Here is a 25,129-nt window from a genome sequence, read left to right as displayed (position 1 = left end):
CGGGAAGAAGCGCTGCCGACAGGTTATGGCCGCACGCGCAGCCTCCACATCGCGCAGCGGGTGGCCATAACCGGGTCTCAGGTCTCAACAGTGGTTTTGCTGAACCACACCGCTGAGGAGACCGGCTATGACCGCCACCCATACTATCGCTTCAACTGTTTTAGTCGCCATCGACATTTCCAAGCACCGCCACGAGGTCCTGATCGGAGTCCCCGGCAAGAAGCGTCGTCGGCGCATGACGATCATGAACACGTTGGAAGACTTCCATCGCTTGTCCGCGGCGCTGGTCGGTTACGACATGCCTGTTCGGATCGGGTTCGAGGCGACCGGCAACTATCACAGGCCTCTGGCGCATCATCTCGGACAGGCCGGGTTCGAACTCAAGCTTATCTCCTCTGTCGGCCTCGCCCGGACACGCGAGGCCTTGCACAACAGCTGGGACAAGAATGATCCGAAGGACGCCCAGGTCATCCTGCATATGCTGGAGATCGGCGCCGTGCAGTTCTTTCATGATCCTCTGGTAGTTGGGACGGCGGATATTCAGGAGCTGTCGAAGACGCATGAGATCGTCTCACGTTCGAAGACCGAGCTCTGGCACCGCATCCTGACGCATTACCTACCGCTCTACTTCCCCGAAGCCGAACGCTTTCATCGCAGCTGCCTGGCAGGTAGTGGGCAGGAAAGTTTCCAAAGAACGCCTGCTTTCAGATATTTACGCAACGGCCGTCGGCTCTGTCGGACTGCCGGTGCACCCGGATTCCGACGCGGTTCGCATGTTCCGCCTCGTCCTTGCCGAAGGCAGAAGCCTTGTCCGCCAGCGCAACGAGATCGAGGCGCGGGCAGTCGAGCTGCTCTCCGATCTGCCTGACTATCGGTTGCTGACAACCATCCCCGGCATCGGCCCTATCAATGCCATGACCATCTTGGCGGAGGCCGGCGACCTGCGTCGGTTTCGGCATCACCGGCAGTTCCTGAAGTTCTGCGGCATGGATCTCGCCACCGTGCAGTCCGGCATGTTCCGTGGTCAGAGCCGCATCTCGAAGTACGGCAATGCCCGGCTCCGGCGCACACTCTGGATGGCAGGACAGACCGCCGTGCTAAAACGGACCAACAGCTTCCGGGACAAGTTCGAACGCTACATCTCGAAGGACCGACACAACGCCCATCTGCGTCGCAAGGCCTACACCGCAATCGCGGCCAAGATGGCGCGCACCGTACACGCCGTGGTCAATCACGGCGAACCCTATCGCCCCTTCTTCGAGGGGGTGAGCCCAGGCGGAAGGACCTCTCTCTGACTGAGCCGTGGAGGCAGGCTACCTGACCTCGTAGATAATGTTCGGGCCTTCTGCTTGGGATTTGGGATCTCGTATTAAGGACGGTGAGGGCCGCCAGCGCGCGTACCCTGTGTTTGCTATGGATGAGATCATTTCTTGACGGCAGAGCCCGTCTGGGCAACCTTATTAAGGTATCCGGACAGCCGGATGCCACACGACCTGCTGACCTAAGCAGCCAGATTTTCCCGACATAGGACGTTGTCGGTATAGAGGGTGTCGAAGATCCCGAACGCCTCGCATGTGTCGCGGATCAGGCGCGCCGTGTCGCTGGCGTTTTCCGACTGGCAGAGCCGCCAACCGGCTACCACGTTCGACGCCACATCGACCAAGGCAAGCATGGTCAGCCGCACCGCGCGCCCGTCGCCGCAATCCGTCCAGAAGTCCAGCGTCCGACCGTCCAGCGACAGGATTTCAAGCGGCGCAAGCGTGGTCTTGTCCCGGTGCACCGGCTGGGCAAGCAGCTTGGCCGCGCGGTCGCGCCCGAACCGGGCTTCGAGCTTTTGCGCATGGGGCAGCGCATCCCAGCGGCGAAACACGGTCGGATAGGACGGCCAAGCCCAGCCGCGCACCTTCGCCACGTCGCGCACGTCCCGATATGCCTGGGCAAGCGGGAAGTCCGGCCCGGCCCGGCTGATCGTCGTCATGAAAAAGGACCACGCTTCCCGCGCGATCGGCTTGGCGCGGTTGGTGTTGCGCGTCTTCGGCAGCAGCGCGGGCGCGAAGTTGATCGGATCAAGCCCTTTCACTTGCCGCAGCAACAGCTTGAGGTTGTCCTTCGATGTGCCGGCCGTGCCGAACTTGGCGCGGACCAGGGCGACACGATCCGGCCACCCGGCATGGTCCTTGATGCTCAACAGATACCGGGCGATATCGGCCTTGCGCTCCGCCTTCTCGCGCTTGGCCGCAGGCGCGGCAAGGAAAGCCGCGTGCGCCGCGTCGTCATAGTCGCCAGCAGGAAGCCCACGCTCCGCGATATGCTGATCGAGAAAGGCCCGTCGCTCCGGTTCGGGAAGGTCGGAAAGCCTCACGACCTCCCGTTCACCACCGTTGCAAGGTGCACGAGAGATTGCCACAGAGTGCCGCTTGAGCCACGCGGAAGCGCTGGTCCGGTCTTTCGGAATTCGACCAGTTCCGCAAAGGCTTCTAACCGGCGTCATTACTTCGACCCGCCGAGCACGTCTTCCACGACCGCGCGAAACCATGCTTGACCGGTCGGGCCATTCCATTCGCCCAACAGAGCCTTAGTGAGGTTCTGCCGCTTCACCCCACGTTCTTTAGCCCAGCGGCTGAGAGTTGATCCGTTTGCAACAAGCGCACCACGAACGACTTTCAAAGTCTGCGGTCCCGGCGTAAGATGTTCATGCTGCATATGTGCGGTCCTTTAGTCTGCATGTAGACTTTTGTGGGCTACGCGCGGCGCATAAACCGCTGCCAAGGTGAAATGATGGACATGGACGCAGACCAGATCGTTGATGCGCTGAAAGGCCACTTCAACGTTGATAGTGATATCGAGCTTGCGAGGGCACTGAAGATAGACAAGCGCACAGTGTCGGCTTGGCGATCTCGAAAGCGCGTGCCGCAGCGTTTTATAGGGATGTTGACCGGGCAGAGTAGCCATCCGCACGCAGTCGGCCCGGTTTACTGGCATAATCAAGAAAAAGCGGCATTTTGCTTGGCTCTCTTCCGATATGCCCGAGCCTATACAAGCGAATTCAATGAAAAAGGGTTTAACGAAGCGCTAAAAGTATTGGATCACGCAAATGATGATTTTTGGGCACTAATGAGGCGCGCGCAAAGTGATATCGGAAAATTAGAGGGCGGTAATTCCACCTCTGCCGCCCTTTCAATGCTAATTCATGACGATATCGAGAACAGCGCGGCGATAAATGAGCAATCGCATCGCATAATGCGGGAAAACCGGCCCTCGATCACCTGGTCAGACGGAACCACAACCGACGCGAAAGGCCGCCCGCTTAGCTCTTCATAGGTGTGGGGTGTGGGCAGCTAAGCCCACAGCTTCGGAAAGCACCCATTGAAAACAAAGGGCTTTTTCAGCGCCACTCTCCGCTAAACACGCCGAAAACGTGGTAGGGGTGTAAAAGCCGGTGAAATACCCCCTTCACAACCCATTGAAACCCCTTTCAAAAATTTTCAGGCGGGGTAATTTCGGGTGAAAGCGCTCACCCAATCCGATCATGGACCAGTGCCCCCCCCGGCGGAACAATCGTCAGTCTTTAACGACCATTTTCCGCGGAACATTGGCCAAACACTCTGGTCCATTCTCGCCAATGGCGATGCTTTCGGTGATTTCAAACCCCATGTCCTGCATCCACAGCCCGGTCATGAAATGGAAGGTCATGCCTTCCTTCAGAACTGTCCGGTCACCCGGACGCAGCGAGCAGGTTCGTTCGCCCCAGTCCGGTGGATACGAAAGACCAATGGGGTAGCCGGTTCGGTTGTCTTTCACGATGTCATACTTTTGCAGAACATTGAAAAAGGCGATGGCGATGTCTTCGCACAGATTGCCGACTTTCGCCGCCTCGAGACCGGCCTCCATCCCCTCGAGAACGGCCTTTTCGGCATCAATGAACTTCTGGGTTGGTGTGCCAAGAAAGATGGTTCGTGACAGCGGGCAATGATAGCGACGGAAGCACCCCGCAATTTCGAAGAAGGTTCCTTCGCCGGTCGCCATCTTCTTGTCATCCCAAGTGAGGTGGGGGGCAGCAGCGTCAGCCCCCGATGGCAAAAGCGGAACAATGGCGGGATAGTCGCCGCCAAATCCCCAGTCCGCGTCATAGCGAAGCGAGGCATCATAGATGTCGGCCACCAGATCGCATTTGCGCATGCCGGGCTCGATCTTCTCGACAATGCGGGCGTGCATTCGTTCCACGATCTTGCCTGCCTTACGCATTCGGTCAAGTTCGGCCGGGGATTTTGGGCCGCGCAGCCAGTTTATCACATTGGTGACGTCGATCAGATCGTTTGGCAGACCGGCGCTTAGGGATTGAAAGCCCTTGGCAGAGAACCAGTAGTTTTCCATTTCCACGCCGATGCGCCCTGTGTGCCAGCCACGTTCGGTCAACTTGGCGGCAAGATAGTCCATCGGGTGACGTTCAGAGGACTGTACGAAGTAGTCAGGATACCCGATCAGGTCAGGTTCGTTCATGTAAACTGTCCGCAAGGCGCCTTGTGCATCCTGCTCTCGCCCGAACCAAACCGGGGCACCTGTGGGGCCGACAATCACGCATTGGTGCACGTAAAAAGACCATCCGTCATACCCGGTCAGCCACGCCATGTTTGAAGGGTCCGACGTGATCAGCGTGTCGATCCCGCGCGCTTCCATTGCGGCGCGCACACGGGTCAGGCGGGTTTCGTATTCTGCATCTGTGAAGCGAAAGGTATCGACGATGGCCATTTGGATCAGCTCTCAAATTCTGTGCCTATCCCGGCAGCTTTGGCGCGGGAACGGGCATGGGTGGCGATAGCGGTGTCTTGAATTCCGGTGCCTGTCAGGTCTGCAATGGTGATCTGATCGGGATGCGTGCGGCCCGGTGCCGAGCCTGCAACAATGGCACCGAGTTCCGGAAATGTCGTGTCGTTTGCGAGCAGTCCCGCTGCGATGGCTGTGCGCAACTCGCCCATGGTGCGTGTCTGCGAAAGCCTGTCAGGGACATAAAGGTCAGCGCGTGTCAGGCAGGCGGGATCAAGCTCTGCCTTGGTGTGCTGGTCTGATCCCATTGCGGTAATATGTTGGCCGGGCGCAAGCCAGCCTGCGGTCAGCAATGGCTTGGTCGCGGGTGTTGTGGTGATGATCACGTCGGCGCCAGATACCGCAGTTTGCGCTGTGTCATGGGCAGCGACAGGGATGCCCAAGACTTGCGATTGTTCCGCAGCGAAGCTGTGCGCGGCGGCTGGATTGCGTGCCCAGACCCTCGCCTGCGTGATCGGCCGCACAAGGCACAGCGCTTGAAGTTGAAACCGCGCCTGTGTTCCTGCGCCAAGAATCGCGGCTGTGTGCGCGTCTTCCCGAGCTAGATGCCTTGCTGCGACGGCCCCGGCGGCAGCCGTGCGGATATCGGTCAGATAGCCGTTATCGAGCAGCATGGATTGAAGCATGCCGGTGCGCGCCGAAAAGAGGATCATCAGCCCGGAGGTGGAGGGCAGGCCGATGGCCGGATTGTCGAAGAACCCCGGCGATACTTTCAGGGCGAAACTGTCAATGCCGGGAACGTAGGCGGTTTTGACATCCACTTCGCCGTTAAACTCGGGGATAGCCATGGACAAGACCGGCGGCATGACCACGTTGCCCGTGTCCAGCGCGCGAAACGCGGCCTCGACACAGTCAACTGCGGCGATATCCAGCGGCACAAGCTGGCGCAGTTCAGTCTCTGTCAGAATGGTGATCACGGGCATGGCGCGTCCGTGTGCAAGAGTTCCGGTGTTTCACCTGCGACAATCCGATGATGAAGGTCCATGTCGATATTCGCGCCGGTGAGCAGTGCGAGTGTTGGTCCGGCTGGGGAAACTTTGCGCGCAAGCAGCGCTGCGACCCCAACCGCACCTGCGCCTTCGACGATCTGTCCTTCGTGCCAATAGCAGTGTCGAACACCCTCGGCGATTTCGGCTTCATCAAGGAGGATTACGTCATCAACAAGACTTTGCACCATGCCAAAGGTCAGTTGGTTGTCCAGCCCGATGCCGCCGCCAAGACTGTCGGCCAAGGTCGGCAGTTCTGTCACTTCGACCGGCTGACCATTTCGCAGGCTTTCATGCATGGCGGCACCGCGTTCCATTGAAATGCCGATGACCTTGATGGCCGGATTATGAGCCTTAAGCGCGGCAGCGATGCCAGAGGCCAGCCCGCCGCCCGAAAGCTGCACAAGGACGGTATGCAGATCGGGCACCGCGTCGATCATTTCCAAGCCAAGGGTGCCTTGCCCCGCGATGATGGCGCGGTCATCGAACGGGGGGATCAGGGTCAGGCCCTCGGCCACAAGCGCCCGCGCGGCCCGGTCCGCGTCGTCCTGACTCTTGCCGCGTATGTGAACCGTTGCACCCTCGCGCTGGATGGCGGCGACCTTGTTGGCGGGGACCAGATCAGACATCACGACCACACAGCGCACCCCGGCATTGGCACAGGCCCGCGCCAGCCCGCGCCCGTGATTGCCGGTGGATACGCCGACGACACCGGCCTCGCGCTCTGCCTGGGTTAGCTGTGCGACGGCGTTGGATGCGCCACGAAACTTGAAACTGCCGCTGATTTGATGGTGTTCCAGCTTGAGATGGACCGGAACCCCAGACAGGGCGCTGAGCGTTGGGGATGCTTCCGTTGGTGTCGGGCGGATCACGCCTTGCAACCTGAGACGCGCAGCTTTGATGTCTTCCAGCGATACGGGAGGCTGCTGCGCGCTTGTCATCGGTGCGGTTTCATCCCGGCAAGGGAAGGCCGGTCGCAGGAGTTTGGATTTGAAAGCCGGGGTGTCATATCGTGATGCTGCGCGGCGCGCGCGGGATTTACAAGAGCCGTTGCGTCCACGCGGTGCCATAGTCACACTGGCGGCTTTCAAGCGCGTTGCCGGGTCGCCGGGGCGCACATGAAAGGCTCAGCCGCGATCCAGCGCTTGTGCCACGCCGCGCCGGTAAAGCTCTACGACCTCGTCTTCTTTGTCGAACACCACATCCGCCATTCCGAGCATTTCTCCGGCGGCTATGTCGCGCGCGAGAGGTACGCCATGAGCAAGGCCTATGGGCAGGGCTTCGGCGGCGCGGCTTAGGGGTTGGGCCTTTCCCCAGACGGTGTAGCCGCCTTCACCATCCAAAACCTCGCCGGCCTTCAAATCGCGTTTGGCTATTGCCGCGACGGTCCCGCGCATGGCGGTGGCGCACCCTGTCGCCTCGTGGCGCAAGGCCGCGCTGAGCACTGAGATGGACAGTTCCATTCCGATCAAGTGAAAAGGTTTGTACATCGCCGCGAAGTGTCCGGTGCTGTCGACCGTAAGCCCGTATTGCGCAAAGCAGGCCGCAGCATAGGGATTGGGTGCCTCCAGAACCACGTAAACGCCCCAGCGCAGATCGCGAAACACGGCACGTCCGTCGCGTTCCAGCGATGAAATGGTTTCGACCATCCCGCGCCCTTCCAGTTGACCGCCAAGCGCGCGGGGGCGCAAAACCTGTGCAAGATCGTCGACACCGCAGGGCGGAAAGCCAAGCCCGGCAACTGGAATGGCAAGATCACAGGCATTGGCGATGGCCACCATTTCAATCGCGCTTTTGGTTCCATCGAGAAACGAATTGAACATTTGCGGGTTCATTCCGGCGGCGCTGGCCTCTTGTGCGGTCAAACCATAGTGCGGCCAGACATCGTCGGGCGTAACCGTGTGATAGGCGGGCAGGTACTTGGTGCCTTTGCCCGCGGCGGCCACGTGGAACCCGGCCGCGCGTGCCCAATCCACCATTTCAGCTACCAGCGCCGGCTGATCGCCGTACGCCATCGAATAGATGACCCCGGCCTGTGCCGCCTCTTGGGCAAGCGTCGGGCCAACCAGAACATCCGCTTCGACATTGACCATGACGACATGTTTGCCGCCGCTAATAGCTGCGCGAGCATGTCTGATCCCGGCGCGGGGGTTCCCGGTTGCCTCGATCACGACATCCACGTCGTCCCGCGCCGCGAGAGCAGCGCCGTCATCCACAAAAGCGACCTTGCGCATTGCGTCGTCGCTCCAGCCGACAGTACGGCAGGTGTTTTGCGCCCTGTCAGGGTCCAGATCTGCGATGGCCGTCACGCTAAGGCCTGCGATGCCTGGTACTTGCCCCAGAAACATCGCGCCAAATTTCCCGGCGCCGATCAATCCGGCGCGAACGGGCGTTCCGCGCGCGGCGGCTTCGGCTGCGAGCTTTGCTAGGTTCATGGCGTCCTCCCTGAGCGCGCGGCGCGCTGTTGTGATGGCGCCACGTTCGCAAAGGGCACGCTAGCCCGCAGTTCGCCCGGATGAGAAGGCAAAACTGTGGGCGTTACAATTTCAGACTACTGGCCGGTGACGAGGCGCCCAATGCCGAGGATCACGCCATCAATGGTCTTGCCAACCGTTTCGATGCCGCCGCTGATCACGTTTGTTTGCTGTTTTGGTGCCGCTTGCTGAGCCTTGCGCGGCGTGGAGTTTGTAGGTTTCGTTCGGGCCGGGCTGGCAGGTGCGGTCAGGAAGGCTTGATAAGTGGCCTCTGTTTGGCTTGTCAGCATGGCCAGTTGAAGCGCGTTAAGGTGCTGTGTTGCCGGCAGCCCGTTCGCCGTTTGCCATGCTGCGATGCCGCCGCGCGTTCGGGGGCCGAACATCCCGTCCGGGCGGCCAACCTTGTGACCTGATGCGTTCAACCGGGCCTGCACTTCGCGCCGCTTCTCGCGGTCCATCGCGAGGGCGGTTTCGGATTGTTGCGTTGCGGGCGCAAGCAACGCGGTCTGCGTTGGGGCCAGAACCAGCGGGGCAGTCGGGTCATAGGCCCGCGATGCGATGGCGGTGGGGGCGACCTCAACAGGGGATGATGGCGTTTCGGCGATGTCCGCTTGCGCGACGATCTGTTCTGGCTCTGCCGGTGACGCATCTGTTGGGGTAAGCCGTTCGATGGCAAGGCGGGCAAACCGCGCAAACCGACCGTTCGGGTAAAAGTCGAGATAGGTCTCGTAATCCTCAACATAGCCGCTGTCGCGGGCGATATCGAACATGAACCGCTCGTCTTCGGCGCTGGCGGATGGGGCGGCCACATTTGGCGCCGGCGCAGCGGCAACCGGGGCAGGGGCGGCTTCGACGGGAACATCGTGCAGCACAACTTCGCCTGTGAAAGACTGGTTGAACCATGGTCGCTGACGCCCGTCCGTGGCGGCGAAGACTTCGCCGGTGACGCGGGTCATGATGCTGGTGAATGGAGTGTTGGGCGTGCCGATATTGTTCAACAACGCCGAAGTGAAGGGCGAGTTTCGGCCATTGCCATCTTCTGCGACATCGCCGGGTGCGGTTGCGAACACGATGCCGGTGCCTATGCCAGTATCCGTCACATCCATTTCGCCCAAGCCCCGTGTCGCGATTGACCTGGAGGCGCCCCCTAATGACCGTGACAAATCTTCAAATGGGTTGTCTCGGCAGGCATCAAGAATGATCAGGTTGGCCCCCTTTGAAAAGCTCATCTGCCGGGTCACCAAATCAATTGAGAAGGCTTCGAAATCAATTGCAAGCGCGTCTTCCATGCGCGCATCGACCGGAACGAGGTAGTTGGTGCCATCCACCTGAATGCCATGCCCGGCATAAAAAAAGAGCGAGATTTCCGCGCTGCGGGAGGCGCGTGCAAAATCCTGCGTTTTTTCCCGCATCCCGGCGATTCCCAGATCGTAGCCTTCGATCGTCTGGAACCCCAGTGCGCGCAACTTTGCGGCCAATGCTTCGGCATCGTTGCGTGGATTGGCGAGTTTGCTTGCAAAGGCATAGTCGCTGTTGCCGATAACCAGCGCGACCCGGTCCGTAGCCGCCTGTAACGGGGCCGCAGCGATGATGAGTATGGCAGCAGCCAGGCGGGGCAGATATGTCCAAAGGCGGCGCGTCATAGGGACTGTCCTTCTCTGCTGTGGTTGCCTGTCATGGGGCTTCATTGCGCGCCCGTACGGCGAATTTCGATGCGTTGGTTCCTGGGATCGTTTGCATTGGCTGATCGGATTTCAGCCGCGCCTGCGCCAGTCACCGCCGAAAAGCGAGTGGCGTCGAGGCTGTAAAACCCGGTCAGATGCTCTGCGACGGCTTGTGCGCGGCGCGTGGACAGGGGCTGTGCCGCTGCGGGTTGCGATGGCAGATAGGCATGCGCCACAATCGAGAAGCGAGCGCGCTCAAGACTCGGATCCATCAAGGCTGTCGCCAGCGTCCGCAACGTTTTCATACCGTCGATGGTCAAGATATGGGTGTTTCCTTCAAAGCCGACCAAAAGATCAATGCTGTTCTCGGTACCTGTGCCCGACGATGCCGAGATGCTACGCTCTGATCCCGCTGCCGGGGCCAAGGATGACACCATCGCGGTGAGCGACAAAGGGCTGCCATCTTGTGCTGTGACGGGCAGTGTGCTGACCAGCAAAAGAAATAGTGGGGCAAGTCGGCGAGTGGCGGGCATTTGGGCGGTGTGTCCTTTTGGGCGTCTGGTTTGGCTTGCGCTGAGACGGTCTGGGCCGTTTAGGTCTTTTTGCCAAAGGTAAACCTTAACGCCACAAAGCGATTCTGTCACGCATGGCGCCGTGGGCGGTTCGGCACGGTTTGCCGTCGTGTACCTTCGGAAAGAAGCCAAGAGGCCGGGTCACATGAGAGCATCGGCTTTTTCTATGGTTTTGTCATGTGAGGTTTTCCCGACCTGCGCGCGGCATCGCCTCGTGCCGGTCGCAGAGCGTTGGCACAAAAGTCTGGTCGTGTCAGCGGCGACAGTCCGTTGCGGAAGTTGTCGAACACACTGATGCAGTCGCGATGTTACGCACTATTCTTGAGACCCGCGTCGGCATCCCGAAGACCAAAAGCGTCGGAGGGGGGAGTGGTGGGCGACCCTGGAATCGAACCAGGCGTGGGTCTCCCCGGCGGAGTTACAGTCCGCTGCCGCACCTTGCAGCACGTCGCCCGACGCTGTGCGGGAATAGCTTCACCGATTCCGGGCGTCAAGGCGAAAAACCGGAGAATTCAAGCGCACTCGCCTGTTAGCGGGGGCTTGCCTGCGCGGTCGGCATGACGCATTGTCCGGGCCTTGTTGACAAAGGGATATCACGTGAAAAAGCCGAAATGGGTCATTGAAAAGGAACAGGCACGCCGAGCTTCGGCGGCCGAGACCGTTTGGCTGTTCGGCCATCACGCTGTGCGCGATGCGCTGATGAACCCGGACCGGACGCGGGTGCGACTTGTCGTGACCCGAAATGCAGCAGACAAATTGGCCGAAGCCATCGCCGCATCCGGCATGGAAGCGGAGGTTGCGGACCCTCGCAACTTCCCCGTGCCGCTTGACCCCGGATCTGTGCATCAAGGCGCTGCGCTGGAAGTCAAAGCGCTTGATTGGGGAAGCATCACGGAATGCTGCATGGCAGGCAGCGGCGGCCGCCCCGTCGTAGTGGCTTTGGACCGTGTGACCGATCCGCACAATGTTGGGGCGATCCTACGCTCTGCCGAGGTGTTCGGTGCGCGCGCGGTGATCGCTCCGGCGCGCCATTCCGCGCCTGAAACCGGTGCGCTTGCCAAAACAGCCTCTGGTGCTTTGGAACGTCAGCCTTATCTTCGCGTTCGTAACCTTGCCTCCGCTCTCGAAGAGCTGCGGAACATGGGCTATGTTCTTTTGGGTCTTGCAGGTGAAGCCGATCTGGATCTCGCCGAAGGGTTGGCGGCCCATGACGGGCGACCCGTGGCTTTGGTCCTTGGGGCAGAGGGGCCGGGCTTGCGTGAAAAGACGCGGGAGACGTGCGATATGCTTGTTCGCATCCCTGCTGCGGGGAACTTTGGCTCGCTTAATGTGTCCAACGCTGCGGCTGTGTCGCTTTATGCGGCGCAGATGCGCCCCGACTGATGGGCGGCACGACAAAGATCGCCACGTGCTGCTATTGCGGCACCCGCGCCGCGCTGGTTTTGCGGGGCGTTGCGCGTCACGAGTTGTCGTGCGCCACCTGTGGCGCGCCGTTGCATGAGATGAAGAGCTTCAAATCGGCCCGCCCTGCCGAAGAGCCAAAGCTCGGTCGCCCGCATGCCGTGCGTGATCAACGGGGCCCGAAGCGACCGAAGAAAGCAAAGAAGCGGAAGTCACTTTCCCGCAAATTCCTTTCGGAAGCTTTTGACCTGATAGAGGACATTTTTGACTGACAAAGGTGAGGACGACCGCTCAAACCTGTTCACCAATGTGTCATCGGCCCTGTCGGCCCCTGTTTTGGGCCCCACCCAGATCTATTTACACCACTAAGATGCACGGCTGGAACTCCTGCATCTGACACTGTCCCTCGTTCCACGACTGGCGCCCGGCTGATTCCGGGCGCTTTTTTCTGGCGCTTCATGATGGGCCCGTGTCAGATATGCGACATGATGACAGATCCTGATCTTGTTCGGTTGCTCAAATCCACGCGCGTGGTTGCCTGTGTCGGGGTTTCGCCAAACCCGGTGCGCCCAAGCCATTATGTTGCCCGCTATCTGACGCTGAAAGGTTACCGTGTCATTCCGGTCAATCCGGGTCATGCCGGGGCGCAGTTGTTTGGTGAAACCGTGTTCGGCAGCCTTGCCGATATTCCCGCTGATTCGCGTGTCGATATGGTGGACATCTTTCGCCGGTCCGAACATGTCACGCCCATCGTTCAACAGGCGATCAAATACCTTCCGGCTCTCCGGACCGTTTGGATGCAAATCGGCGTGCGAAATGAAGAGGCGGCAAAACTGGCCGAGGCCAAAGGCATCACTGTGGTGCAGGACCGATGCCCGAAAATCGAGTATCAGCGCCTTTTCGGCGAATTGCGCATGGGAGGCTTTGCCACGGGCGTCATCTCGTCAAAGCTGTAGGGCAGGGCGAGCAGATCGTGGACTGAATTGAGCCAACCCAAACGGTGGTCAGTCGTCAGAGGTGCCACGCCCTGCCTTTTCTTCAATGCCGGATCGGCCCATGCGCTGATCAAGTTCTGCAAGAACGTCGTCCAAATGCACATCGCGGGCGGCAAGCATGACAAGCAGGTGATAGATCACATCGGCGGCTTCCGATGTCAGCTTTTTCTTGTCGTCTTTTACAGCTTCGATGATCGCCTCAATGGCCTCTTCACCGAACTTTTCCGCACATTTCTCTGGCCCCTTGGCGAACAACTTTGCCGTCCAAGAGGTCGCTGCATCGGCCCCGCGCCGGTTGCAGATCGTTTCAAACAGATGATCAAGTGTTGTCATGACAGCCGTACCGGAATGCCCGCCGCCGCCATGTGGGCCTTGGCCTCGGCGATTGTGTGATCGCCGAAGTGGAAGATGGATGCAGCCAGTACCGCACTTGCATGCCCTTCGGTGACGCCTTCCACCAGGTGATCAAGTGTTCCCACGCCGCCGCTCGCGATTACCGGAACAGATACGGCGTCGGCGATAGCGCGGGTCAGGGGCAGGTTGAAGCCCGAGCGCGTGCCGTCGCGATCCATCGATGTCAGCAGGATTTCACCTGCGCCTTTTTCTGTGACCGTTCTGGCGAATTCAACCGCGTCAATTCCGGTGGGGAGCCGACCGCCGTGGGTGAAAATCTCCCAACGGCCCGGCTCAACGGTCTTGGCGTCGATGGCGACAACAATGCACTGGCTGCCAAAGCGGTCGGCTGCGTCGCTGACCACATTCGGGTTGGCCACGGCCGCTGAGTTAAAAGAGACTTTGTCAGCCCCCGCCAGCAAGAGGCTTCGCACGTCTTCACTGGTGCGCACGCCGCCGCCAATGGTCAGCGGCATGAAGCAATGCTCAGCTGTGCGCGTGGCCAGATCATACATCGTGCCGCGATTCTCGTGGGTTGCGTTTATGTCGAGAAAGCAAAGCTCATCCGCGCCTGCGGCGTCATAGGCCTGTGCCGCGGCAACCGGATCACCGGCGTCAATCAAGTCAACAAAGTTGACGCCTTTGACAACACGGCCGTCCTTTACGTCAAGGCAGGGAATGATGCGGGTCTTTAGCATGGCGGCTCCGGAACTGCTGCGGCGGTGATACGCACAGATGTGTCAAAAGGAAAGAGCCCGGCGGTCGAGAGCGGCCAAGGGCAATAAACTGCAACGCAAGTGGCATTTTGCCCTTGTAATCGAACATCCGGCGCTGCTACTCCCGTCGGCGGAGATGTGGCCGAGTGGTCGAAGGCGCTCCCCTGCTAAGGGAGTAGGCCCGGAAGGGTCTCGTGGGTTCGAATCCCATCGTCTCCGCCATTACCCCCTGATATTTCTGCATAAAAATGGTGTTGGCAGTCCGTACCCCACATAATACCCCACATAGAGAAAACGCTTGATGAAGGGAAGTAATACGGAAGTTCCAGCACTTGGCGTTTAGCTTTTTGTTAGTTTTCTGCGGAAGCTCGTTCGGCTGGGGTAGGAGCGGCGAAGGTCATCGCCATGCACATCGTGAAAGCGGCGTGGGCGGAAGATGCTTCGCCGAACATAGCGGTCATAATCGATGACTTTCCTACATAGACTGGCAGACGAAGAGTAAGACACCAGTCGGGATGCGCGTATCTTCCACTTGAACGCTACCAAGCATCTTGCTGACCGCGCCGCGCGCTGCAGTGGTAGAGAATATTATAGTGTTTCCATAAGGATCGGAACATGTCTGCATGCTTCCGTCAGTAACAGGGTGAATTTTTCTCGGGTGGCAATAGGCTTCACCTGTGTGCCCTAAAGCCTCTAAAGCGCCAACCGCGCTGCTAGGAACAAGTGATTCCTCCTCTGTCTTGAGGAAAAACGGTTCCGGCACTTTGAACCGAGTGGGATTGTATTGCCCATCCTCGAAACTGAAACCGATTGAATCGGTATACTGACACGCCCAGGTCTGCTCCTGCGCCTCAAGGGTGGCCGTCGATAGCAAAAGCGCGGAAATCGTTATTCTGAGCAATGTTCTCTCCATAATCTGCGCCGGTCCTAGTCCTAATCAATTCTCACGGCGTGACCTTCGTTGACAAGCCACTCGTTGATGCTTTTGCCGTCATCATAGATCGTCACCAAATAGCGATGAAATGAGCCGGTGGCTTCCTTGTCTGAGCGTTTGGCCTTCGTGGTGCAGATGTAGAGCGTTCGCCCTTCTATGCGGTCCCTGAGGGCTTGTGTGGCTTCTGTCGCACCTGGCTTGCCCCGTTCCGGCGTATCGATCCCGACCAGGCGCAGGTGTTCGTTGTGACGCCATGTGTTGAAGCCCAGATCGATGTTGGCTTCCACAGTATCCCCGTCGATTACGCGCGCGATTTCAGCCCGATAGATATACAGGCCGCAGTCTGGCACAGCCTCTTGTGCCGTCACTGGTGTTGCGAGTGCCAGAAACGCGGCGACTAGTTTTCCCTGAAAAACATCCATCTTTGATCCTCGCCCGATGTGCCGCGATACTGGAATCCACCCCTCTATTCTGCCTTCACTCTGGAGAATTAACCGAAACGGTAGCTCCGCCGGTCCAGACTGTGCGGTTCTGGATGAATGGTAAGATTTCCGTCTCCAAGGCTTCTCTACTAAGCGGACCTACACGACGAAAAATAACAACACCGTTTTCATCAATTACATAGGTTTCCGGGACGCCATGAATCCGCCAGCCCAAACCCAATCGACCGGGACCATCTAGCATCGTAGCCGTAAAAGTTGATGGCTCTTCATCCAAGAGCGCCATCGCATTTACCACGTTGTCTTTGTAGAAAATTCCGTAGGTAGGAACTCTTCTGTTTAGCTCCTGAAGGTACGGATATTCGCTCTTGCAAGGTGCGCACCAACTCGCTGTAAAATTCACGATTTTCACCGTTGAGGCGTTTAGGTCCTCGTCATCAAATTCGGGATACCCAGTAATCGGGTTCGCCAATTGAACGCTAGAAAGAGTGGTTGGCAGGGAAAATTCCGGCACGCCCTGCGCTTTCGCCAATTGTAGTAAGCGCCGCGCTTCGGCTTCGTCCTTCGAAACGCCATCGCCGTTAAGATACATGAAGCCTAAGAAATATTGCGCATATGCGTCGCCCTGCTCAGCCAATGGACGCAATTCCTGAAGCGCAACTTCAAAGTCACTGCGGCCATAGGCAGCTATGCCCTTTTGCAAATCCTGCGCCGGGACTGGCAACGGGAGCGCAGCTGCAGCTAGAGTTAGCGCAATAAATATCGCTCGTCCTGTTTTCACGTTGTCCTCCTGATTTGCATGTCTCGGGCCACAATACTGCTAACCGTCCCAGCATACCACGCCGCCTCGCGCCGGTCTCGGTGATGACCCTTTGTAAGATCGGACCAATCCTACTTTATGACGTCAAATCAAGCGCTCGGTCTCGCGCGGTTCCCGCGCAAGGTCGCTGACCGCCTTGCATCGCTCAATTCACTCCTGCGACCGCTGCCGGGCATAGAGCATAACCGCCAGGTTTGGGCTGCCTCCAGACTTTCACTGCGTAAGTCTTGAGCGGCAGTTTTTGACCGTCTAGACCAGCGTTGCCGCTGCGCGTCTGCAATCCTTTCCTTGCCTTCAGGCGTTCGCGGCCCTGTGCTCATCCCGCCGTGAAACTTGCATCGCTTCTTGCCGGGCAGTGGGCTTGCCTTGCAGGCGGTTCCCTTCCGAGTGCGCGCGCCGCAACTCGTTGGGCCACGGGATGGGGCAGCGGAGATAGCGGCAAACTGTAAGACCCCACCCCGCGCGCGCGTACCGGTGCCGAAAATCCCCCTAGGCTCAACACACGGATAGACGCCGCGCAATGACAGGTGGCCCGCGTGGAGTGCCCGCAACAGTCTGTCAGGGGCATGGCCGCGTAGATCGACTGTCGGCTTTCGCTCCCAATATTTCACAGTATCCGGGTGCAAGTCGGCCAGCGCAGCAAGTGCCCGTCGGGATAGCCCCCTTTCGACGCGATGCGCGCGAAGGTCATCGCCAGTCATTGGCCCAAACCTCGCGCTCTACGCGCCGGTTCCGAGCGGCGCGCTTTCGACAGCCTTCGCAGCAATAGCGCGCGTCTGCACGTCGCCAGTCGGGCAACGGGTCACCACACCAGCGGCAATACCAGTCGTGCCGCGCCAGCCTGCGTAGAATAGTCACCGCGCGTGCCTGGCGATTGCCGTTGTTGCCAGTCCAGAAATAGGCTTGATGACAAACGCGATAGGGCGGCTCGTGGTTTTCTATCCAGAGTTCATGCGGGTCAGGTCCGGGCATGTTGAAAAGCCTTTGATTTTTTTGAGCACCCAAAGACGGGTCAACGCCTCGCAACCAAAGCATAGCATGAATTTAAGCCCGGCCCCAGCCACATCCCGAAACGGCCCCCTTAGATGGTATGGGCTTGCCCCAGTGCGGTCAGCCTTTGCCGCGCTCAGTGACAATGCACCCGACCACCATTACTGTTGTCTGCATGGCAGCACTGCCCCGGTGGAGAAGATTTCCGACAACCGCCACCGTGGGCTTCGGCGGCAAACGGAGCAAAGGCAATCGCAGCCACGACAGTTATCATAACAATCATGGTGTTCATTTGGTGCTCCGATAAGTTTTCGGGGAATCTGTGCCCGCCGTTCAAAACTCGCCAAGAGCTAGCCAACTGGGCTGTCCCTGTCTAACCCGAAATTGTTTCTCAACCCACGCAAGTCGCCCACCGTTTGCGCTGCGCCTCAGCAATCCGGGCGCGGCCTTCTGGCTTCCTGGGGCCGGTCGAGCATCCACCGCGAAACTTTCACCGCCGCCTCGGTTCGGATTTCGAGCGGCAAGGCGTGCCCTTCTGGGTCATAGCCCCACAGGTCACGAGGCCATAAGCAATCCGCCTGCAAAGCCGTCGCGATATGCTGGGGGCGAAAGCGGTCAGCATGTCCAACATTCCGTCCGGGTGTAAGACCGCAACTCGCGCGCGCGGGCTGCGGGATAGAAATTCGCCAGTCTGCCAGCCCAGAACCGCCGCCATGCGCCGCACCGCATAAACATGGGGGTCAAGTTCCGGTTTCGCTTCCCAGTAGCCTACCGCGTTGTGGGTGATGCCTGCGCGGCGGGCGAGTTCACGTTTGGACAGGCCGCGTTCAACTCGGGCTTCGCTTAGGTTCATTGGTTGTGCAGTCAGTAGCAGTTACCGAAAGAGTCGCAGGTCTTGAAGAACGAGCCACCTTGCGAGTTTGTGCCAGAATACGTCTGACCGTAGGGCGTTACCGTTTGCTGCATGTTCCAGTTTTGGCCATTGGTCGTGCCGAAGTGTTGAGTGGTGTTCCCCATCGTAGTGGACTGTTGCGACCAGCTTGAGCCTGTCTGAGCATTGTAGCCCTGCATCTGTGTTGTGTTTCCAAGCCTATTGACAGTGTATGTGCTGCCGTAGCTATCCGAACAGGTTTGAAAAGCCCCCGTTCCCAAGCAATTTGCTGATGCAGTTCCGGCAGTCACAGCCAAGGCCAACACAACCCCAAGAATTCGAAGCGTCATTCTCTTCTCCAATCTGTCCATGAATCTTTTTGTAGGCTATGGTTATCACAGATTGCCGTGTCGGTCGCGCGGCAACATTGCCGCCGATGATGAGCTGCCCGCTTCCTGCACCCCTCACAACAATACCGCGCGTCTGCGCGTCGCCAGTCGGGCAACGTGTCACCACACCAGCGGCAATACCAGTCGTGCCGCACCAGTCTTCGCAGAATGGCCAGCGCCCTTGCCTTGCGGTTGCCATTGTTGCCTGTCCAGCAATATGCCTGATGGCAGACACGGAAAGGCCGTTCATGACTGTCTATCCAGAGTTCATGCGGGTCAGGTCCGGGCATGTTGAAAAGCCTTTGATTTTCTGAGCACCCAAAGACGGGTTAACGCCTTGCAATCAAAGGATAACATTATTTTAAGCCCAGCCACAGTCACATCGCGAAGCGGCCCCCGTCGATGGGGCGGGCTTGGCCCAGGGCGGTCAGACCTTCCAGAAGCGGCTGGACTGTCGCGGCACGGACGTTGCGCACTGTCGCGTCGTGGTAAGCGGCGCACGGCGTCACTTATCAAGCAAAAAGTTCACTTTAAAATTGGGCGACGGCGTCAGCAAGTGTGTCCCAATCGTCGTCGAGCATGTCCTCAACTGTGCTGCAGGGCAACATCAGCTTTCCCGCCAAATCCTCCAAGGTAATCTGCCCATCAGCAACTTTTTGCCTCGCGATTACGCGCGCCGCCTTGGGAAAAAGCAGCATTAGCCCTTTTTGCTGGGCCAAAATATCGGCAGCAACCTTCATAGTCATGCGAGGCTCGTCCCCAATCGAGGCCTGTCCCGCTAAAACCATTGCTAGTTCCATTATGTCATTTGCGTTGTTAGTCTGTGCCACGTTGGCGTCGCATACGTGCACAAGTTCTTTTGCGCACACTATGCGCCGGGAGGCCAAGTCAATGTTTGTCGGATATATGATTAGCGACACTAGGCGTGGCTCTGAGTATGTACCCCCACTCGGCTCGGTGAATTGGACATATGTTCCAAGTAGTTGATCGAGGTCCATCTCTTCACCAACAACGCGGATATCATCTTGGTAACCCATCTCAACCAATGCGTCGCAGATTTCCTGAATTTCAATCGGGAGTTCGGTTCTTCCATCAAATTTAGCTTGCAGGTTCTTGAACACTCGCCCCTCCAACGAAATAGGCCCGGTAAGTACCGGGCCTATCACAGGTGTTGTACAAACAACAAGATTTAGAGTTTGGACTTCTTCCTACCGCTATGGGGAGGATTGTGGGGCATGCCATTTTTAATAGCGGCCCCAATCACTCTTTCAGCCTCTTGGCAGATGCCAACGTCTGTCGCGCCGGAGCCCGCCAGAAACTTAATGTTATGCAGCTCGCGCCCACCCCTAGACAGAAGGTCGTGCAGGCCAGCCGAACAAACTTCGGTCATTTCCTTCTCTCCTCTTTGCCACCGAGCGAGGGCAGCTTGAGTTGCAATTTCTGAACGTCGCTCTGCGCCCAGCTTCTTATTCCGTGCTGACGCGCCGGATATCCCGCTTTTGCGGCGATTTTTTGACACATAAGCCGTGTCCTCATCTTCACCAGTCGCTATCTTGGCGACCATGACAGACATGCCAACAGAGTCGGCAGGCCGCTTTTCACTGTTCGGTCCTCTAGGCATTTTGCCTCGCACTCTCCCGATGCCGACATGTGATTCACTGTCAACATTATCTTCTTACTTGTCACACGTGACCCTTACCACAGCAAGATGATTCGCACACTATTTTTGGTCGCTTGCGACAATGCAACACTCAAGTCAACCTATAAGTTCCACTCAATTAGATGGCGCTTGAGAGATAGCACTTCAAGGACTAAGATGAACATAACCCCGTGCATAAACGGTTAAGGCGACGAGCGCAGAACAGCTAAATTTCAAACTGAGACACTACCAGAAGGTCTACTTGCTTGACAGGTAGACCCATTTTCGTTCTGCCCCGCACCAGTGCCGCCCGTTTGGCCCGTGACGTTCCCATTCTGTCAGCATCCGCCACGCGTCGAGCGACACAATGCGACCCGCTTACATGGACGGGCCGCCATAGGTCCGGGTCAACGAGCGCAGGGTGCCTTTCAACATAGGGCGCTGTCGTAGGCTTTGGTGGTTCCGGTTTTAGCACCGGGGGCGTTGCGACACTTGCGACAACCGCGACAGGGGAAGCCCCCCGCTGGGGTCCAGGGCCTTGCGACACTCGCGGCATTTGCGACCCGGCGGGCGCAGCCGGGGTTTGTGTTGCAGGTGTCGCGGAAGTCGCAGGGGGCCATCCCGCGATTTCTGCCAGCTTGGCGCGGGCGTCAAACCATATCGCCCGTCCCCTTCACGATTGCCTAAGCTTCCTTTCGTGCCGCTCCGCCTCCACGGTTCCGGGGTCGAGCAGGCGGAGTCATCCGTGCTTTTCCAGACATGCGCTCCAGTCGGTTTGTTGGTGCGATTTCAGGCGTCATATTTAAACTTAGACCCTCCCCCCCTGCCTTCCCCTGAGACTGCGGCCCCGGCATCGCAGCGATGTTCGGTCCCTTGGCTGCACCTAGGCGTGACCGCGCCAACGCAAATGTTTGATGCACAGACCCCGCCCGATGGTTGCCGACCTGCACCAACAGACCCACCGCCTGAAGCGCGCGACGTGCTGCCCGCAATCGGGGGATAGACAGCCGGGTTAGATCGGATGCCCGCATTGCCTTGAAGTCCAGCGCAAACCGCTTGCCGGGGGCATGTCCATGCTGATCGACCAGCATCACATAAAGCGCGATGGCGTCGGTATCGTTCGGCCAACCCCGCAGAGCATCCAAGACCGACCGATGCAACGAAAAGGCGCTGTCGCGGCCCCGATAGACACGGTTCTCCAGGCGGCATTGCCAAGCCCATTTGGCTATCGCGCGCAATTCGCTGTCGGGCATCGTCTCAGCATCAGCGCAAAGATCATCTCTCACCGCTTCTAAGTTCGCAGCCAATTCGTCGGCACTGTCCACAAATTCAACCATCTGTATCGCTTCTCTGACAAGCATCACATGCCGATGGCCGACCGGGATGGCATCGGCCTGCCCAAACCCCGCAACCGCGTTCAGCGGCCTCTGTGAGGCGCGTAGGGGCGGCAAGGCGTCTTTCCCCAGCAAACCCTTCACTGGACGATAGAAGCCACCGTCTGGACGGTGTGACAAAGGACCAACTACGTAGGCGCGCGGTCCTGTCTTGATATCGACGGGCAAGCCTTCACCGCGCAGGTTCGGCACAGCAGTAGCGGCGCGATAGTAGAGATGCCGCCCGCGTGGTGTTTTCACATGCACAGGTGATGGACCAAAGCGCGCTTCCATCGCCGCGACCAGATCCCGGCTATCTGCGTCGCAATCGATGACCGCCAAGCCATCCAGTCGCACGCCATAGACCTGTGAACCTGCCCGATGGAGCGGTGCCAGCACATGGGCGAGGGTCAAAATCCGTCCAGCCCAAGAGCGCAACAGTGGGGCCTTGCCATCGCCCCCACCGCCCAATGGCAAAAGAGGTAAACCCGCCCGCGAAAGGCGGGCAAGTTCATTGCGAAAATTATCCGGCAAGTCAGATTTGCGAAGGGCAGTCATTGCTGGCCCTCCCCATAGGCGAGTTCTGCGATGGCCTTCGCCACTGACCGGGAAACACCGAGTTGGCGGCAGATGCGGGTGATGCGGGCAATCATCATGCGTGGCCCTCGACTTGTTCAATCGTCACAGCACTTTTCAAACGATAGACACCGTGTTCACCGGGAAATGCGCCACCGTGCGCTTGCATATCGGTATCGATGGCGACGCCCTTGCGGCGCAATGTCATTACATAATGCGACAAACGCGGCGCAGGATTGTGCAGTGGCGTGATGCCCCTATCGTCTGCCTTGATCAATTCTAGCAATGTCCACGCAAGCCGCCCGCGCAGGATTAGGACTATCGGATTGTCGGTAGTTTGAATTTTGGCTTTGATTTTCATCGTCCGGTTTCCTTTCTTGAAACCAGAACGGGCCGAGTGTATTCGTGCAGTTGTGAAAGCTACACCGAATAGAGCCGCTGCCCGTTCGTAGGGTGGCGGTTTTTCGTTATGCGGTGTTTTCTTTGGCGGCTTCCCAAGCCTCGATATCTGACAGCTTCCAGCGCGTGCAGCCTGGGGTCAAACGAATAGGCTTTGGGAAGGTTGGATCTGTTTTGATCCAGCGGCGCGGTGTCAGATGGTGGACGTTGTAGCGCGCGCCGATTTGGCGGTCGGAAAGATAAGTTGCAGGCATGTGATGCACTCCAAAGGTTTGCTTTGGATTGCAATCTACCGCTTCTGATACGGGGAATTAGGCGTCATGAATTAGAAAGCGTATCGATACGGCGTTAGGATTTACCGCCGCGTCTACCGGGACGGGTCAAATCTGGATTTTCTTGAGCGGCCATTACCCATGCCAATTGGAACTGGCGATGCGATTGTGCCGGAGCGGCAAGCTCTTTGAGTTGGGACTTGTTCAGACTATTGTTTTTACTCCATAATTCTAAAATACGCCTTGATACTGCCGCTGGGGACATATCTCTTTCGACAGATGAGCCAAGCGGTAAGATACCACAAAGGGACCGCCAGTTCACTTCAAAGCTACCAGTAGGAAGAGGCCAACAGACTGGGCATTTATCTATTCGCTCAACAACTCTGACAATGAACTCCATCTCTTCAGGTGCTAACCATTTGCGGCCCTGCTCAATATCGATGACATAGCCCGTACCGCTAATAAATGTGAACGGATCACTGAGATGCTCCGCGATTGATTTCCAACCAAATTTGGTATCGTCAAAAGGACCGTCATAGACATGATGTCGCTGAACAAGTGCCTCGGACAACTTCAGTGCAGTTCCATTCTGAGAGCACACGAACAGATTTTTTTCGTGCCGATTAAGAAAACAACTTAGCAACCAACGCAAGTATCCGACATGCCGCTCCCAATTCTCATCGTTTAAACTGAAAGTCTCTAAATCAAACTCACCGCCGGGCTTTGGATCATCCGAATGAGGAGTTGCAAGCCGCCATACGTTAGCCTCCTCTGATAACCGTTCAACGATTTCTGCAAGGCTGATAAAACCGTGCGGTGCAAACACTACCCAATCCTCACAACTTCGCCGACGCTTTCATTTTCGGTCATGAAATCCGACCAGTCGCGCATCATCTTGCGGCGTTTTTCGATCATATCACCGCGCCGATAGGATGCCTCAACCGCGTTGCTAATCTTGTGGGCTAGTGCCACTTCCGCCATGTCACCGGGATAGTTTGTGCGTTCCGCCACCCAATCGCGAAACGTGCTACGAAGTCCATGAGGAACAGCGGGGCGCTTTGTTTCGCGGTCAACAAAGCCTGCACCACCCGCCTCAACATCCGCCTTGTGCATCCGCTTCATAGCCGCTGACAGCGTCATGTCAGACATTTGCCCGCCACGCGCCGCCGGAAAAACCAACGGATTTCCTTCAAGTCGAGGCAATGAGCGCAGAAGCGCCACAGCCTCATCAGACAGCGGAACGCGATGCTCCTTTTTCATCTTCATGCGTGACGCCGGAACGATCCACATTGCGCTATCAAGTTCGAGTTCTTCCCAAAGCGCACCGCGAACCTCTTTTGATCGGGATGCCGTCAATGTCAAAAACTCCAACGCCCGCGCACCAAAACCTTCACGGCCCCGTAGGCATTCAAACCAGCGCGGGGCGTCTTCGATTTGCACTGCGGGGTAGTGTTCCTCATCTGCGACCTTCGAAGGTGCAGGCAGTAATTCTTTCAAATTGCCAGCCCATCGCGCCGGATTGTCACCCGTGCGATGCCCCGCCACTGTCGCCCATGACAACACCGCCTCCACTCGGCCCCGAAGGCGTGAAGCGGTTTCTGTCTTGTCCCACCATATCGGTTCCAACACGCGCAGCACGTCTTGCACCGTTATGTCTTGGACCAGCATCTTGCCCAATTCTGGCTTGGCATAGGTTGCCAGCGTGTTCTGCCATTGCTGTCGGTGTTTGGCGTTCTTGAATGCGTCCAACTTGGCAGTGAGGTATTTTTCCGTCGCATCCGTAAAGGTCATGCCCCGATGCTGCGCGACCGCAAGCGCGGCTTTAGCAACCTTGCGTTCCTCGACCGGATCAACACCTTGGCTTATCTTGTCTCGTGCTTCGCGGGCCTTATCGCGGGCCTGTGACAGCGTCACAGCCGGGAAACCACCCAAGCCAATGTCGCGGCGCGCTGCGCCAACTTTCGCACGCAGCACCCAAGAGCGACCGTTCTTGGGGGTCAGTTGCAGGTGAAGGCCAGGGACCCCACCGACAGAATAGAGGACGTTTCGATTCCCGCCGGGATGGGCGAGGCGCTTCACATCCAATGCGGTCAACTCGGCTGTAACCTTTGGCATTTTGCTACCCAACATCCTACCCAACATAAATAAAGTAACTGGATGCTTAGGATTGCGCAAGATGGCATAGCGCGGGATGCTAGGTTTCTTAGTAATTGTATATTTTACAGGATGTTAAGAATTCGGTTGCTTCGAATTGTATAACAATCATGGCGGGCATCGTCTCCGCCACTGCCCTTATCATTCTTGTATAACAGTGATCTAAGTGGCCTCTTTCCCACAGGTTTCCGCTACATGTGGAAGTCTGGATGGAGTCGGATTTTTGGTTTTTTAGATGGGTCAGGCG

27 protein-coding genes, 2 tRNA genes and 1 pseudogene are annotated in these 25,129 nt (G+C 58.1%); 6 read left to right on the top strand and 24 right to left on the bottom strand.

Going from position 1 to position 25,129, the window contains the following annotated elements:
• Positions 1 to 127: 127 nt before the first annotated feature.
• Positions 128 to 1,295, top strand: a pseudogene (locus E2L05_RS09870) (IS110 family transposase).
• 206 nt (positions 1,296 to 1,501) lie between these two features.
• Here E2L05_RS09870 and E2L05_RS09865 read toward each other — a convergent pair.
• Together E2L05_RS09865 and E2L05_RS20755 are read right to left on the bottom strand one after the other, a co-directional pair.
• A complete protein-coding gene (locus E2L05_RS09865) occupies positions 1,502 to 2,362 on the bottom strand; it encodes a DNA-binding domain-containing protein (protein ID WP_165971728.1) in 861 nt (286 codons plus the stop codon).
• Positions 2,363 to 2,490: 128 nt separating this feature from the next.
• On the bottom strand, positions 2,491 to 2,703 hold the full coding sequence (locus E2L05_RS20755; protein ID WP_165971727.1) for a hypothetical protein: 213 nt from the start codon (positions 2,701 to 2,703) through the stop codon (positions 2,491 to 2,493).
• A gap of 75 nt (positions 2,704 to 2,778) precedes the next feature.
• Here E2L05_RS20755 and E2L05_RS09860 point away from each other — a divergent pair, with 75 nt between their 5' ends.
• Positions 2,779 to 3,321, top strand: coding sequence for a hypothetical protein (locus tag E2L05_RS09860; protein ID WP_133342741.1), 543 nt, complete (start codon positions 2,779 to 2,781; stop codon positions 3,319 to 3,321).
• Between the two features lie 240 nt (positions 3,322 to 3,561).
• On the opposite strand, the gene doeA is transcribed toward E2L05_RS09860, so the two are convergent.
• From doeA to E2L05_RS09825, 7 genes are all read right to left on the bottom strand, one after another.
• The gene (doeA, locus tag E2L05_RS09855) at positions 3,562 to 4,749 is read right to left on the bottom strand and encodes an ectoine hydrolase DoeA (protein WP_133342740.1); all 1,188 of its coding nucleotides are present in this window, start codon (positions 4,747 to 4,749) and stop codon (positions 3,562 to 3,564) included.
• 5 nt (positions 4,750 to 4,754) lie between these two features.
• Positions 4,755 to 5,747, bottom strand: coding sequence for an ectoine utilization protein EutC (eutC, locus tag E2L05_RS09850; RefSeq protein WP_133342739.1), 993 nt, complete (start codon positions 5,745 to 5,747; stop codon positions 4,755 to 4,757).
• Complete coding sequence (gene eutB, locus E2L05_RS09845) at positions 5,738 to 6,751, bottom strand: hydroxyectoine utilization dehydratase EutB (protein ID WP_133342738.1); 1,014 nt, start codon at positions 6,749 to 6,751, stop codon at positions 5,738 to 5,740. Before eutB ends, eutC begins: the two co-directional genes overlap by 10 nt.
• Positions 6,752 to 6,937: 186 nt before the next feature.
• Positions 6,938 to 8,245 (bottom strand): NAD(P)H-dependent oxidoreductase, encoded by a 1,308-nt coding sequence (locus tag E2L05_RS09840; RefSeq protein WP_133342737.1) that lies wholly within the window; start codon positions 8,243 to 8,245, stop codon positions 6,938 to 6,940.
• Positions 8,246 to 8,361: 116 nt separating this feature from the next.
• Positions 8,362 to 9,927 (bottom strand): caspase family protein, encoded by a 1,566-nt coding sequence (locus E2L05_RS09835; protein ID WP_133342736.1) that lies wholly within the window; start codon positions 9,925 to 9,927, stop codon positions 8,362 to 8,364.
• Between the two features lie 41 nt (positions 9,928 to 9,968).
• Entirely contained in the window at positions 9,969 to 10,481 is a 513-nt protein-coding gene (locus E2L05_RS09830; protein WP_133342735.1) for an OmpA family protein, read from the bottom strand.
• Positions 10,482 to 10,890: 409 nt separating this feature from the next.
• Positions 10,891 to 10,974: transfer RNA gene (locus tag E2L05_RS09825), tRNA-Tyr, on the bottom strand.
• Between the two features lie 143 nt (positions 10,975 to 11,117).
• On the opposite strand from E2L05_RS09825, the gene rlmB reads away from it, so the two are divergent.
• The 3 genes from rlmB (at position 11,118) to E2L05_RS09810 (ending at position 12,877) form a co-directional block, all read left to right on the top strand.
• A complete protein-coding gene (rlmB, locus tag E2L05_RS09820; protein WP_133342734.1) occupies positions 11,118 to 11,903 on the top strand; it encodes a 23S rRNA (guanosine(2251)-2'-O)-methyltransferase RlmB in 786 nt (261 codons plus the stop codon).
• The gene (locus E2L05_RS09815; protein WP_133342733.1) at positions 11,903 to 12,193 is read left to right on the top strand and encodes a hypothetical protein; all 291 of its coding nucleotides are present in this window, start codon (positions 11,903 to 11,905) and stop codon (positions 12,191 to 12,193) included. Before rlmB ends, E2L05_RS09815 begins: the two co-directional genes overlap by 1 nt.
• 213 nt (positions 12,194 to 12,406) lie before the next feature.
• Positions 12,407 to 12,877, top strand: a complete 471-nt coding sequence (locus E2L05_RS09810; RefSeq protein WP_394346548.1) for a CoA-binding protein — start codon at positions 12,407 to 12,409, stop codon at positions 12,875 to 12,877.
• 48 nt (positions 12,878 to 12,925) lie between these two features.
• Here the strand turns inward: E2L05_RS09810 and E2L05_RS09805 are convergent, their stop codons facing one another.
• Together E2L05_RS09805 and hisF are read right to left on the bottom strand one after the other, a co-directional pair.
• On the bottom strand, positions 12,926 to 13,249 hold the full coding sequence (locus tag E2L05_RS09805) for a phosphoribosyl-ATP diphosphatase (RefSeq protein WP_133342732.1): 324 nt from the start codon (positions 13,247 to 13,249) through the stop codon (positions 12,926 to 12,928).
• Positions 13,246 to 14,007: an imidazole glycerol phosphate synthase subunit HisF gene (hisF, locus tag E2L05_RS09800; protein ID WP_133342731.1), complete on the bottom strand. Its 762-nt coding sequence runs from the start codon at positions 14,005 to 14,007 to the stop codon at positions 13,246 to 13,248. The genes E2L05_RS09805 and hisF overlap by 4 nt, the downstream gene beginning before the upstream one ends.
• A 150-nt stretch (positions 14,008 to 14,157) precedes the next feature.
• On the opposite strand from hisF, the gene E2L05_RS09795 reads away from it, so the two are divergent.
• A tRNA-Ser gene (locus E2L05_RS09795) sits at positions 14,158 to 14,247 on the top strand.
• 253 nt (positions 14,248 to 14,500) lie between these two features.
• Here the strand turns inward: E2L05_RS09795 and E2L05_RS09790 are convergent.
• From E2L05_RS09790 to E2L05_RS09725, 13 genes are all read right to left on the bottom strand, one after another.
• Positions 14,501 to 14,938, bottom strand: a complete 438-nt coding sequence (locus E2L05_RS09790; RefSeq protein ID WP_133342730.1) for a hypothetical protein — start codon at positions 14,936 to 14,938, stop codon at positions 14,501 to 14,503.
• Between the two features lie 20 nt (positions 14,939 to 14,958).
• Complete coding sequence (locus E2L05_RS09785; protein WP_133342729.1) at positions 14,959 to 15,381, bottom strand: thermonuclease family protein; 423 nt, start codon at positions 15,379 to 15,381, stop codon at positions 14,959 to 14,961.
• 55 nt (positions 15,382 to 15,436) lie between these two features.
• Entirely contained in the window at positions 15,437 to 16,180 is a 744-nt protein-coding gene (locus E2L05_RS09780; protein ID WP_133342728.1) for a redoxin family protein, read from the bottom strand.
• Positions 16,181 to 16,308: 128 nt separating this feature from the next.
• Positions 16,309 to 16,920, bottom strand: coding sequence for a helix-turn-helix domain-containing protein (locus E2L05_RS21255; RefSeq protein WP_133342727.1), 612 nt, complete (start codon positions 16,918 to 16,920; stop codon positions 16,309 to 16,311).
• Positions 16,907 to 17,191 carry a hypothetical protein gene (locus tag E2L05_RS09770; protein WP_133342726.1) on the bottom strand — a complete coding sequence of 95 codons (285 nt, stop codon included), beginning with the start codon at positions 17,189 to 17,191 and terminating at the stop codon, positions 16,907 to 16,909. Before E2L05_RS09770 ends, E2L05_RS21255 begins: the two co-directional genes overlap by 14 nt.
• A gap of 508 nt (positions 17,192 to 17,699) precedes the next feature.
• Positions 17,700 to 18,062, bottom strand: a complete 363-nt coding sequence (locus E2L05_RS09765; protein ID WP_133342725.1) for a helix-turn-helix domain-containing protein — start codon at positions 18,060 to 18,062, stop codon at positions 17,700 to 17,702.
• Positions 18,063 to 18,073: 11 nt separating this feature from the next.
• Complete coding sequence (locus tag E2L05_RS09760; RefSeq protein ID WP_133342724.1) at positions 18,074 to 18,430, bottom strand: hypothetical protein; 357 nt, start codon at positions 18,428 to 18,430, stop codon at positions 18,074 to 18,076.
• A 569-nt stretch (positions 18,431 to 18,999) separates the two neighbouring features.
• Complete coding sequence (locus E2L05_RS09755) at positions 19,000 to 19,590, bottom strand: hypothetical protein (RefSeq protein WP_133342723.1); 591 nt, start codon at positions 19,588 to 19,590, stop codon at positions 19,000 to 19,002.
• Positions 19,591 to 20,791: 1,201 nt separating this feature from the next.
• Positions 20,792 to 22,039, bottom strand: a complete 1,248-nt coding sequence (locus E2L05_RS09745) for a bifunctional DNA primase/polymerase (protein ID WP_133342722.1) — start codon at positions 22,037 to 22,039, stop codon at positions 20,792 to 20,794.
• Positions 22,040 to 22,133: 94 nt separating this feature from the next.
• Complete coding sequence (locus tag E2L05_RS09740; protein WP_133342721.1) at positions 22,134 to 22,418, bottom strand: winged helix domain-containing protein; 285 nt, start codon at positions 22,416 to 22,418, stop codon at positions 22,134 to 22,136.
• A gap of 106 nt (positions 22,419 to 22,524) precedes the next feature.
• Positions 22,525 to 22,710, bottom strand: coding sequence for a helix-turn-helix transcriptional regulator (locus E2L05_RS09735; RefSeq protein WP_133342720.1), 186 nt, complete (start codon positions 22,708 to 22,710; stop codon positions 22,525 to 22,527).
• Between the two features lie 94 nt (positions 22,711 to 22,804).
• Positions 22,805 to 23,554: a hypothetical protein gene (locus tag E2L05_RS09730; RefSeq protein WP_133342719.1), complete on the bottom strand. Its 750-nt coding sequence runs from the start codon at positions 23,552 to 23,554 to the stop codon at positions 22,805 to 22,807.
• Complete coding sequence (locus tag E2L05_RS09725) at positions 23,554 to 24,843, bottom strand: tyrosine-type recombinase/integrase (protein WP_133342718.1); 1,290 nt, start codon at positions 24,841 to 24,843, stop codon at positions 23,554 to 23,556. Before E2L05_RS09725 ends, E2L05_RS09730 begins: the two co-directional genes overlap by 1 nt.
• Positions 24,844 to 25,129: the final 286 nt, after the last annotated feature.

Origin of the sequence: Meridianimarinicoccus aquatilis, from assembly GCF_004358675.1 — a bacterium.
GTDB classification, from domain to species: domain Bacteria; phylum Pseudomonadota; class Alphaproteobacteria; order Rhodobacterales; family Rhodobacteraceae; genus Meridianimarinicoccus; species Meridianimarinicoccus aquatilis.
Note: the sequence above shows the minus strand (reverse complement) of the source record. Positions and strands in the feature narration are given on the sequence as shown.